The 11,373-nt window shown below is 68.0% G+C and carries 8 protein-coding genes and 1 pseudogene; 1 reads left to right on the top strand and 8 read right to left on the bottom strand.

The window, feature by feature from the left end; translation table 11 throughout:
* The 4 genes and pseudogenes from BJG92_RS17035 to BJG92_RS17020 all read right to left on the bottom strand — a co-directional run.
* Positions 1-531 (bottom strand): annotated as a pseudogene (locus BJG92_RS17035) (hypothetical protein); the annotation flags it as partial.
* A 53-nt stretch (positions 532-584) separates the two neighbouring features.
* Entirely contained in the window at positions 585-1,754 is a 1,170-nt protein-coding gene (locus BJG92_RS17030) for an NAD(P)/FAD-dependent oxidoreductase (RefSeq protein ID WP_232085166.1), read from the bottom strand.
* Entirely contained in the window at positions 1,747-2,481 is a 735-nt protein-coding gene (locus tag BJG92_RS17025) for a class I SAM-dependent methyltransferase (RefSeq protein WP_308011681.1), read from the bottom strand. The genes BJG92_RS17030 and BJG92_RS17025 overlap by 8 nt, the downstream gene beginning before the upstream one ends.
* Positions 2,482-2,491: 10 nt before the next feature.
* A complete protein-coding gene (locus tag BJG92_RS17020) occupies positions 2,492-3,727 on the bottom strand; it encodes a type III polyketide synthase (RefSeq protein WP_232085165.1) in 1,236 nt (411 codons plus the stop codon).
* Positions 3,728-4,080: 353 nt separating this feature from the next.
* Here BJG92_RS17020 and BJG92_RS17015 point away from each other — a divergent pair, with 353 nt between their 5' ends.
* Positions 4,081-6,477 carry an excinuclease ABC subunit UvrA gene (locus BJG92_RS17015; protein ID WP_232085169.1) on the top strand — a complete coding sequence of 799 codons (2,397 nt, stop codon included), beginning with the start codon at positions 4,081-4,083 and terminating at the stop codon, positions 6,475-6,477.
* Positions 6,478-6,489: 12 nt separating this feature from the next.
* On the opposite strand, the gene BJG92_RS17010 is transcribed toward BJG92_RS17015, so the two are convergent.
* The 4 genes from BJG92_RS17010 to BJG92_RS16995 all read right to left on the bottom strand — a co-directional run.
* Positions 6,490-8,079 (bottom strand): long-chain fatty acid--CoA ligase, encoded by a 1,590-nt coding sequence (locus BJG92_RS17010; protein WP_374199823.1) that lies wholly within the window; start codon positions 8,077-8,079, stop codon positions 6,490-6,492.
* Positions 8,076-9,272, bottom strand: a complete 1,197-nt coding sequence (locus BJG92_RS17005; RefSeq protein WP_232085164.1) for an acetyl-CoA C-acetyltransferase — start codon at positions 9,270-9,272, stop codon at positions 8,076-8,078. Before BJG92_RS17005 ends, BJG92_RS17010 begins: the two co-directional genes overlap by 4 nt.
* Positions 9,273-9,306: 34 nt before the next feature.
* Entirely contained in the window at positions 9,307-10,563 is a 1,257-nt protein-coding gene (locus BJG92_RS17000) for an acyl-CoA dehydrogenase family protein (RefSeq protein WP_232085167.1), read from the bottom strand.
* Between the two features lie 128 nt (positions 10,564-10,691).
* A partial coding sequence (locus tag BJG92_RS16995) for a TetR/AcrR family transcriptional regulator (RefSeq protein WP_232085163.1) occupies positions 10,692-11,373 on the bottom strand: 682 nt, incomplete at its 5' end.

Below are 11,373 nucleotides of genomic sequence, written 5' to 3'. Positions count from 1 at the left end.
GGCGGGAAGGGCCGTGCCGCCCGCCGGTCCCGGGTTGACTGCCAGCCGGAGCGTGGCCGTCGCTACCGCCGGCGACCGGGGTGGCTGCGCTTCGCAGGAGGGCGCCGGCAGCTGTGCCGGGAGGATCTTGGCCTGGCCGGGCGGCAGTTCGATGCCCCCGGCCGGTGGCTGCCAGGGAATCGTGGCGGCAAACAGCTCACTGCCGAGCTCCGCCGTCAGGACTGTCAGCGGGCCGGCGGTGTTGTTGGTGAGCTGGATCGCGATGATCTGCTTGCTGTAGTTGTCCCGGAGCTGATTGATCTCGGCACTGACGGGCGGGCCGGCTGCCGGCGGGGTTGCGCCGGGGCTGGCCCCGCCCTTACCGGGTCCGGTGCTGGGTCCCGATCCGGCGGTACCAGGGCTGCAGGACGTCGCAGCGGCCAACAGAACCAGCGCTGCGACACGCTTGAGCGCTGTGCTCCCGGGTGCTGCCGGGTGGCCGGCCGGGGGTCGGTCCGCATGCCCCGGGGGCCGCTGGAAGGGGCTTCCCATGGTGCCAGTGTATTCCCGCTGCCGCCGCGCGCGCGGAGCAGGACGGGAGCCGTTCATTGCATCGTGAAGCGGCGGGCCACGAGGCGGTTCACTGCGGGAATGCCCCCCGCCGCGGCAACTGTGCGGCTCCGCGCAGCCAGTAGACGTCCCGCCAGGGGCCGGCCCAGCGCCATGTTGATCTCGGACTGGCGTGCGGCTGTGACGGCTGCCCGCATCCGGCTCCGTTGAAAGGCACGCAGTTCCGCGCCCACAGCAGCACCGTTCAGGGACGCGCCCACGATCGGTGCCAGCGCCACGGCGTCGAGCCAGCCCAGGTTCATGCCCTGGCCGCCGATGGGACTGACCTCGTGCGCTGCGTCGCCGATCAGGACGGTCCGGCCGGCCACCATGTTCCGGACCAGCCGGCACCTCACGCCAAAGCGACTCAGCATGCTGTTGCTCCCGGGATCGACGTCGATCCCGGTCCGTTCCCGTATGCGCGCGGCGAGCCAGCGCGCCTCGGAACCGGCAATTGCGGGGGCGCCCGGCAGTTCCGCAGCCCCGGACCGTGGATTGTCCAGGCGGACCACCCACCGGCGCAGCTTTCCGGGCAGCGGAAAGGACTCCACGATGCCGCCTGATTCCAGGAACAGCGCCGCGTCCTGGCCCAACCCGGTGCTGTCGGCGAAATCGCCCATGAGGTAGCTGTCCGGATAGTCCTTGGCCCAAACGGCTGTGCCTTGCAGGGCGCGAACGTCCGAGTGGACCCCGTCGGCGGCAATCACCAGCCGCGACGAATACCGGACCGGACCGGCGGGGGAGCAAGCGTCCACCGTGACCCGTCCGCCGTCGTCGTGCAGGCCGGTGAGCCTGACGCCACGGAGCAAGGCGCCGGGATCCAGCTCCCGGACCCTGCCTTCGAGGACCGCCGCGGTGGTGGCCTGGGGGAGGGCCAGGACGAACGGGAAGCTGCCGGAAACGCCCGCGAAGTTCATGGCCGCGAGCCGCACTCCGCCGGCGACGGCGATGCCGCTCCGGATGGGGATACCCCGGGCAACCAGTTCCTGGGCGACGCCGGCCTGCTGCAGCGCATCCAGTGCCGGGGGATGGATTCCGATGGCCCGGGAGTGGGGCTCGCGGCAGGTGCGCTGTTCCAGGATCCGGACGCTCACGCCACTTTGCAGCAGGAGGGCCCCCATGAACAATCCAACGGGTCCGCCGCCGATAACCAGCACCTCAGGCACCGGCGGACCCTTTGTCCGCACTCTGGTGAGCCGCCTTGTCCAGGATCAGCAGGTTCCGGAAGGGCCAATGGCGGGACACGCTCCAACCGGAGGGAGCGGCTGCCCGGAGTTCGGCAGCGGTGTAGCTGCGCCGGATGGAGGTCAGCCCGTCCGGACGGATATACGAGCCGGTGAGCGGCCAGGAAACCGCGTAGAAGAACGCGTAGGCGGCAGGACTGCGCCGGATGTCGTTGTGGATGACCCTGCCGCGGCACAGCGCTGCCGACTCTGCGAGAAATCCCGGCAGCCCGTCCGCGGACAGGTGATGGAGCACATGGTTGGACATCACGACGTCGTAGCTGCGGCCCTCATTGACCAGCTCGGAGGATTCCGCCTGGCGGAACACCAGGCCCGGGCCGGCATTCCGTCCCGCGGCGAACCGGCTGGCGCGCGGGTCAGGGTCGATGGCGGTGATCTCGAGCCGGAGTCCGTCCCGGACGGCCCAGCGGGACAGCAAAGCCGGCACATCGCCGCCGCCGCAGCCGATGTCCAGCAGGGTCGTGGCGGGGCCGGCGATGCTCTCGAGCAGCCGTGGCCGGATTTGTCTCACGTAGATACCGCGCCAGCCCGCGATGGCGCGGTTGACCAGGGCAAACTGCGCATACGTGCGCTCCAGCCGTTTGGGGTCACAGCCGGGCCCGTCCATTTCCTCGACGGCGTCAGCAGCGCGCTCCCGCAGAAGATCCACGCTGCCAGCCTCAGGCCAGGGCCGATTCCGGCAGGGCCGATTCCGGCTGCGCCGATTCGTGGGGCGCCGCCGACGGGCCGGCGGGCCTTTGCGTGCTGCTGATCTTGGTGAACAGTGCCGTTTCCACGGTCAGCCCGGGGCCGAAGGCCATGGAGCAGATCCGCTCGTCACCGCGGGCGTCACCATCCGCGTCACCGTCCGCAGGCGGGAGGCCCAGGATGTGCCGGAGCACGAACAGGACAGTCGCGCTGCTCATGTTCCCGTAGTTGCGCAGCGTCTCCCGGGCCGGCACCAGCTGCTCGTCGCTGAGTTGCAGCCGGGACTGGACCTTGTCCAGGATGCTGCGCCCGCCGGGGTGGATGGCCCAGTGCCGGATGTCGCGGTAGGGGAGTCCGGCCAGGGAGCTCTCCCGGGACAGAAGCGGCTCCAGGGCTCCGATGATGTGATCGTCAATAATGTGCGGCACGTAGTTGCCGAGCACCATCTCGAACCCGTGGTCGCCGATATTCCATGCCATCGAATCCTCGCCGACAGGGGTCAGGACGGTTTCGAAGTGGTCCAGCTGCATGAGCGCCGGCTCGCCGGGGACCTCACGCGCCGTCACGACGGCGGCGGCGGCGCCGTCGGCAAACAGCGCCGATCCCATGATCGTGTCCGGGTCATTGGAGGTCCGGACGTGGAGGGAGCAGAGCTCCGCACAGACCACCAGCACCACCGCATCCGGGTCCGCCTCGCAAAACGACTTCGCGGCCCGCAGCGCGGGGAAGGCCGCGTAGCAGCCCATGAAACCCAGGTGGTACCGCTGCACGGCGGGGTTCAGACCCAGTGCCCGGACGATCTTGTAGTCCGGTCCCGGATTGAAGAATCCTGTGCAGGAGACCGTCACGAGGTGAGTGATGTCACGTACATCAATGCCCGCGCAGACCTCGATGGCCTTCCGGGCGGCTTCGATGAAGAGTTTGGTGGCTTCCGTGGCGAAAATGTCGTTGCGGACCTTCGTGCTGGGACTGAGCAGCAGGCCCGTGCCCTGCTCGAAGAACTGGGGGTCCTGCGCCCGGCGGTCCATGGTGAGCTCCGCCACGGCGGTGTACCGGGTGTCGATCGCCGCCGAGTCAAAGCAGGTGCCCACCAGGCGCGTACCCAGCCTCGTGAGGCCCGGCTGGGCAGCAAAGACGTCCCGGGCCTCGCTTTGGATCAGGACAGTTGGCGGAACAGCAGTTTCCAAGGACCTCAGGTAGACCGTCATGGTTCATTCTCAGTGAGGGTGGCGGTTAAGACAATGGACACCAGGGCACTGGACAACAACTGCGCGGGACCGGCCGCCGAATCCCGCCACAGTGTGCGGAGCTGCTCCGGCGAATCGTCGGCCGCCGAGCGCCATCGTTGACGAGCCGACGGTCGCACTTAATCCGCCGCGGGCCTTGACCCCGACGGCAACGTCCTGGGGCTACTTCAGGATCCCTGAGCGCCAGCCGCAGATGCTGGTTAGATAGAGCCAGACGGCGCCGGCGGAAACCGCGACCGGCGCCCCGCCCAAGAATGCCCCGCCCATGAGGGCGGCTTCCAAGAGATGGAGACACGATGAGCATTCCCACCGGGATGGATGCACAGACGGATGCGCGGCAGGACACGCAGCCGGCTGCACTGCCTGTTGCCGACAGCCACGATCTGATCCGCGTGGTCGGTGCCCGCGAGAACAACCTCAAGGACATCTCCCTGGAAATCCCGAAGCGCCGGCTGACGGTGTTCACCGGTGTCTCCGGCTCGGGTAAGAGCTCTCTGGTGTTCGCCACGATCGCCGCGGAGTCGCAGCGGATGATCAACGAGACCTACAGCGCCTTCGTGCAGGGCTTCATGCCGACGCTGTCGCGGCCCGACGTCGACGTCCTCGAGGGCCTGACGACCGCGATCATCGTCGACCAGGAGCGGATGGGGGCGAATCCCCGGTCCACAGTCGGAACCGCCACCGACGCCAACGCGATGTTGCGCATCCTCTTCAGCCGGCTGGGAAGGCCGCATATCGGTCCACCCACTGCGTTCGCCTTCAACGTGCCCACCCGCAAGGCGAGCGGGGTGATGAGCACGGAGAAGGGCGGCAGGGTAGAGAAGAACGTGGTGCGCGATGTGGTCTACCAGGGCGGGATGTGTCCGCGGTGCGAGGGCATGGGCTCGGTCACCGACTTCGACGTGTCCGCGCTGTACGACGACACCAAGTCACTCGCCGAGGGTGCGCTCACGATCCCCGGTTACAGCATGGACGGCTGGTACGGCCGCATCTTCAGCGGCGCCGGCTTTGACATGGACAAGCCCATCGGCAAGTTCACCAAGAAGCAGTTGGACGACCTGCTGTACAAGGAGCCGACCAAGATCAAGGTCGAGGGCATCAACCTCACCTTCGAGGGCGTGATCCCCAAGATCCAGAAATCGATGCTCTCCAAGGACGTCGACGCGATGCAGCCGCACATCCGCGCCTTCGTGGAGCGCGCCGTCACGTTCACTACCTGCCCCGAATGCGGGGGCACCCGTCTCAGCCCGGAGGCCCGGTCCTCGAAGATCAATGGGAAGAGCATCGCTGACGTCTGCTCGCTGCAGATCAGCGATCTGGCCGGCTGGGTCCGGGATCTGGAGGAGCCGTCGGTGGCACCGCTGCTCGCCGGGCTGCAGCACCTCCTGGACTCCTTTGCGGAGATCGGGCTGGGCTACCTCTCCCTGGACCGGCCCGCCGGCACCCTGTCCGGGGGAGAGGCGCAGCGGACCAAGATGATCCGCCACTTGGGCTCGTCGCTCACTGACGTCACCTACGTCTTCGACGAGCCCACGATCGGCCTGCACCCCCATGACATCGAGCGGATGAACCAGTTGCTCCTGCAGCTGCGGGACAAGGGGAACACCGTGCTCGTCGTGGAGCACAAGCCCGAGACCATCACGATCGCGGACCATGTCGTCGACCTCGGTCCGGGCGCCGGCACGGGCGGCGGCGAGGTGGTGTTCGAGGGCACCGTCGACGGGCTGCGGGGGAGCGGGACGGCGACGGGCCGCCACTTCGATGACCGAGCGGCCCTGAAAGCCGCGGTGCGTTCGCCTTCCGGTGAGCTGGAGATCCGCGGCGCGTCGACGCACAACCTCCGGGACGTCGACGTCGACGTCCCGCTCGGCGTGCTGTGCGTGCTCACGGGCGTCGCAGGTTCCGGCAAGAGCTCGCTGGTCCAGGGCTCGATCGCCGGCCGGGACGGCGTGGTGGTAATCGACCAGGGTGCCATCCGCGGTTCACGCCGGAGCAATCCGGCGACGTACACCGGACTGCTTGAGCCCGTGCGCAAGGCCTTCGCGAAGGCCAACGGCGTTCGGCCGGCGCTCTTCAGCGCAAACTCCGAGGGTGCCTGCCCCGCGTGCAACGGCGCCGGCGTCATCTACACCGAACTTGGCGTCATGGCCACCGTCGAATCTGTCTGCGAGGAGTGTGAGGGGAAACGGTTCCAGGCCTCGGTACTGGAGTACACACTCGGCGGCCGCAACATCGCCGAAGTGCTGGCGATGCCGGTCACCGAGGCCACGGGGTTCTTCGAATCCGAGGACGCGTTGGTCCCGGCCGCGCACAAGATCCTCGCCCGGCTCGCCGACGTCGGACTGGGATACATCAGCCTCGGGCAGCCGCTCACCACCCTCTCCGGCGGCGAACGGCAGCGGCTCAAACTCGCCACCCAGATGGCAGAGAAGGGCGCCGTGTACGTCCTCGACGAGCCGACCACCGGCCTCCACCTCGCCGACGTCGAGAACCTGCTGGGCCTGCTCGACCGGCTGGTCGATTCCGGCAAGTCGGTCATCGTGATCGAGCATCACCAGGCCGTCATGGCGCACGCCGACTGGATCATCGACCTCGGTCCCGGCGCCGGGCACGACGGCGGGCGGATCGTCTTCGAGGGCACGCCGGCAGGCTTGGTCTCTGAGCAGCCCACCCTTACCGGCCAGCACCTCGCGGCCTACGTCGCAAGGTGACCGCCCGGGTTTCTAGGACCCGCCGGATTCGGTGGCTAAATTCCGCTTGAGGATTTTTCCGCTGGGCCCGAGGGGCAGCTCCGCGAGCAACCTGATGACGCGCGGGTACTTGTACGCGGCCAGCTGGGCGCTTGCGAATTCCATCAGGTCCGTCGCGCTGGCGGTCGCGCCGGCGTCGAGGACGATCGCGGCCGCGACTTCCTGGCCATGGACCTCGTGCGGGATTCCGTAGACGGCGGCGCTGACAACCTCCGGGTGCGTGAGGAGGATTTCCTCCACCTCGCGGGGGTAGACGTTGTAGCCGTTGCGGATGATCATGTCCTTCTTGCGGTCAACAATGGTGAGGTAGCCGTCGTCGTCCTTCGTCCCCAGGTCCCCGGTGCGGAACCAGCCGTCCACGACCGCCTCGGCGGTGGCCTCCGGCCGGTTCAGGTAGCCCTTCATCAGCAGGTGCCCGCGGATGACGAGCTCGCCCAGTTCGCCGGCGGGCAGCAGCTCGATGCTTTCGACCGTTTCGGCGCGCGCAATCTCGATGTCGACGCCCCAAATGGCCGTGCCGATGGTGCCGGGCCGGGGCGGGGTGCCCACGTGATTGAACGCGGCGACGGGGGAGGTCTCGGTCAGGCCGTAGCCTTCGTGGATTTCGACGCCGAAGACGTCCCGGAATTTGTCCATGACGGCCAGGGGGAGGGAGGACCCGCCGGAGATGCCGTACCGCAGGGCCGGCGGCCGGACGGCACCGGCCTTGGCCGCTTCCAGAAGCGCCACGTACATCGTCGGCACCCCGAGGAAGATGTTCACGTTGTGCCGCGCCATCAGGTTGAGGGCGCCGTCGCCGCTGAAGCGGGGCATCATAACGATGGTCGCGCCGGCGCGGAGTCCGGTGTTGAGGACAACTGTCTGGCCGAAGGTGTGGAACAGCGGCAGGCCGCCGAAGAGGACGTCGCCCGGTTTAAATTGCATGACGCTCGTCAGCAGGACGGACGTCTGTTCGACCAGGGCGAAATGGGTGCCAAGGGCGCCCTTTGGCCTGCCGGTCGTGCCGGAGGTGTACAGAATCGTTGCGGTGTCGGAGGGCAGGCGGGGGACGTAGCTGTCGATTGGCTGGGACGCGGCGGCCTCGGCTTCGAGCCGCGGCAGCCCTCCGTCCTCGGGCGCCATGACGGTCAACAGATCGACCCCGGTGCTGGCGGCAGCCGCAGCCCCTTCCGTGAGCAGCGAAGCGGCGCAAATCAGGGTCGTGGCGCCGCTGTCCTGGAGCACGTAGTCGATTTCGCGTGCCTTGAGCAGTGCGTGCACCGGGACCACGATGGCTCCCAGGGACAGGATGGCATAGTACACCCGGGCGAAGTCAGGAACGTTGGGGATCAATACGGCGACAGCATCGCCGGGGCCGATGCCACGCGCGCGCAGGGCCCCGGCGTAGGCTCGGGTCTCAGCCCAGAGCCTGGCGTACGTGGTCTCGTCCTCGCCGACGATCAGCGCGATGCTGTCCGGTGTCCTTCGAGCGGATTCGGCCAGGATGGCGGCGACGGAGATGGTTCCGAAGCCGTCTGTGGAGTTGGTGGTGATCATGTCCTGCTTCTTCGTTGGGTTGGTCATGCCTTCAGGATCAGGGCGTCGCCCTGGCCGCCGCCGCCGCAGAGAGCGACGACGCCGGTGCCTCCGCCGCGGCGCTTCAACGCCAGCGCCTGGTGCAGGACCAGGCGCGCGCCGGAGGCCCCGACCGGATGCCCGAGGGCGATGGCACCACCCTCGGCGTTGATGTCCTCCGGCTCGATGCCGAGGTCCTTGGCGGACTGGATGAGGACGGACGCGAAGGCCTCGTTGATCTCGACGAGGTCTAGCTCCTGCGCGGTGAGGCCCTCGCGTTTGAGGGCGAGTTCAATGGCGCGGGCGGGTTGGGAATGCAGCGATCCGTCCGGTCCCGCGGTCTGGCCGTGGGCGCCGATCTCGGCGATCCACTCGAGCCCTGCGGCTTCGGCCGCGGCTTTGCTGGCGATCACCAGGGCGACGGCACCATCCGAGAGCGGGGAGGACGATCCTGCGGTAATGGTCGCCGCTGCGTCCTTGGAGAAGGCGGGACGCAGCTTTGCCAGGGACTCGGCCGTGGTCTCCGGGCGGATACCCTCGTCGTGTTCGAGCGTCAGCGCTGGTCCCTTGCGCTGGGGGATGTCGATCGGGGCGATTTCCTCGGCGTACACTCCGGCGGCGCGTGCCGCGTCGGCCCGTTGGTGGGACCGGGCCGCTACGGCGTCCTGCTCGGCCCGGGTGATGCCGCGTTCGGCGTTCCCGGCGTCGGTGGCTTCGCCCATCAGCAGGCCGCTAACCGGATCCTGCAGCCCGTCCCGGTTGAGCGAGTCGAGCATCGGCGCGTCCCCGATGACGACGCCGGCGCGGAGCCCGGGCACGAGGTGCGGGGCGTTGGTCATGGATTCCTGGCCGGCCGCGACGATGAAGTCGGCTTCCCCCGCGCGGATCATCCGGGCCGCGTCAATCACGGCCGTGAGTCCGGAGAGGCAGAGCTTGTTGATCGTCACGGTGGGCACGTCCCAGCCGATTCCGGCGGCCAGGCTGGCCTGCCGCGCAGGGCCCTGGCCGGCTCCGGCCTGGATGACCTGCCCGACGATGACCGCTTCGATCTGTTCGGGGGCGACGCCGGCCCGGTCCAGTGCCGCGCGGATGGCGTGCGCGCCCAGCTCGGTAGAGGAGAACGGCGTGAGGCCGCCGCGGAACCGCCCGAAGGGGGTACGGGCGCCGCCAAGGATGACTGGGATGTTCGCGTTCTGGTTCAAGAGAATCCTTTCGGGTTGGCAGGCACAGCGTGGATCAGGCGAAGGCGGAGATGCCGGTGATCCCGCGCCCGATGATGAGCGCCTGCATGGTCTCGGTGCCTTCATAGGTGTGGATGGCCTCGATGTCGGCGAGGTGCCGGGCAACCCGGTTTGCCAGCAGGATGCCGTTGCCGCCGAGGAGATCGCGGGCATTGGAGGCAATGCCACGGGCAATTCGGGTGCAGGTGTATTTCGCGAGGGACGCCTGTTCGGGGGTGAGCGACCCTTCTTCATCGAGGCGGGTCATCTGAACCACCATCAACTGCATGGTGGCCAGTTCGCTGAGCATCCTGGCCAGCCGTTCCTGCACGATCTGGGAGGCGGCCAGCGGCCGGCCGAACTGTACCCGCTGCTTGGCGTACTGGACAGCGGTTTCGTAGCAGGCGGTGGCATGCCCGACGGCGGACCAAGCGACGCCCAGCCTGGTGGCCAGCAGCACCCGTGAGGTGTCCTTGAAGGACCGGGCCCCCGGCAAGACATCCGCTTGCGGGACAAAGACGTTTTCCAGCCGGATGTGGGCCTGCCAGATGGCGCGCAGGGCCAGCTTGCCTTCAATTTTCGTGGCGCAGTAGCCGGGGGAGTCCTGCGGTACCAGATAGCCGTGGACCTGGCCGTCTTCGCCCCTGGCCCACACGACGCAGACTCCGCCGACGGAGCCATTGCCGATCCACTTCTTCTCGCCGTTGAGCAGGAATCCTCCGGCTGTGCTGGTGGCCGTGGATTCCAGGGCCACCGCGTCCGAGCCATGAGTGGGCTCCGTCAACGCGAAGGCAGCGAATTCCTTGCCGGCGGCGACCGCCGGGAGCCAGCGCTCCTTCTGTTCGGCCGAGCCGCACTCGGCTATGGACCGCAGGGCGAGACCGCCCTGAACCGCGATCATGGTTGCCACGGAGCCGTCGCCGCGGCTGATTTCCATGTTCACCAGGCCGGCCGCCATCCTGCTCATGACGGGGAATCCGTCCACCGGGACCCCGTCACGCAGCAGATCCAGCTCGCCGAGGCGCCTGACCAGGTGCACCGGGTAGTCGGCGCGCTCCCAGTAGCTGTCGATGACGGGAAGGACCTCGTTTTGGACGAAGTGGCGGGCGCGTTCCCAGTAGCCGCGGTCGTCGTCGCTGATACCGGCGAACACGGACGCAGGGTCCGTGCCCAAAGCCTCGGTCAGGACGTAGTCCGGTTCTACGGTGCCGGCCGGAAATTCACCCGCGGCCGCTGTGGCGGTGATCCCGGAACCGGGCGACGTCGTCGTCATGTGTTTGTCCTCTGTCTCGGCGGCGGGTGTTGCCGCCTGAATGTTGTGGCTCACGCCACATCAACTAAGGATGTACTGAAACGCAGTTCCACGTCAAGAAACCCAGTGTCAAAAAGCCGGCCGGCGTTTCAGCCCAGGGCGTCGCGGACTGCCTTGAGGATCGCTTCGTTGTCCGCACCCGCCCTCAGCACGGTGACCACGACGGCCGGAGATGCTGGCGCTGAGGCCGCGGGTCCGAAAAGTGCCGGCCGGAAGATCTCGGAGAGGGCATGGAGCTCGTCCGCGAGTGCCGAGGATCTCGCCCCGTCCGCGTTGTCTGTTTCCTGGGCAGCCGGTGCCGAACGGAGCCACTGCCGGAGAAAGGCGTTGTGCACGGCGACCGCGGCCGCGGCGTAGGACACGGCCTTGTATTCACGATGCTCGGCGTCAGGGAGTTTATTTAGCAGGTGCAGCAGGAACGCCCGCTCATATCGATGGGAGGTGACCAGCTCGCGGTCCCGGAGTGACGGGACAGCCTGCATGAGTTCGAAGCGCGCGCGGGCCGTTTCCGGGTTCCGCAGGTGGTGGGTGAAAACCAGCAGCGCCGCGTCCTCAATCGCTGCGAGGGGTTCCTGCATCGTGTCCGCCAGCCGGTCAGTCACCTGCCGCAGGATCCGCTCATGATCAGCGAAAACAACGTCTTCCTTCGACCCGAACTTCCGGAAGAAGGTGCTGCGGCTCATGCCCGCGGCGTCTGCGAGGTCGTCAACGGACGTTGCGTCGTAGCCCTGCGCAGCCAACAGCCCGATAACTGCGGCGGCGGGCCTGTCG

The organism is Arthrobacter sp. SO5 (assembly GCF_020532805.1).
Lineage (GTDB): Bacteria > Actinomycetota > Actinomycetes > Actinomycetales > Micrococcaceae > Arthrobacter.
The sequence above is the reverse complement of the archived record's forward strand: the minus strand, read 5'-3'. Positions and strand labels throughout refer to the sequence as shown.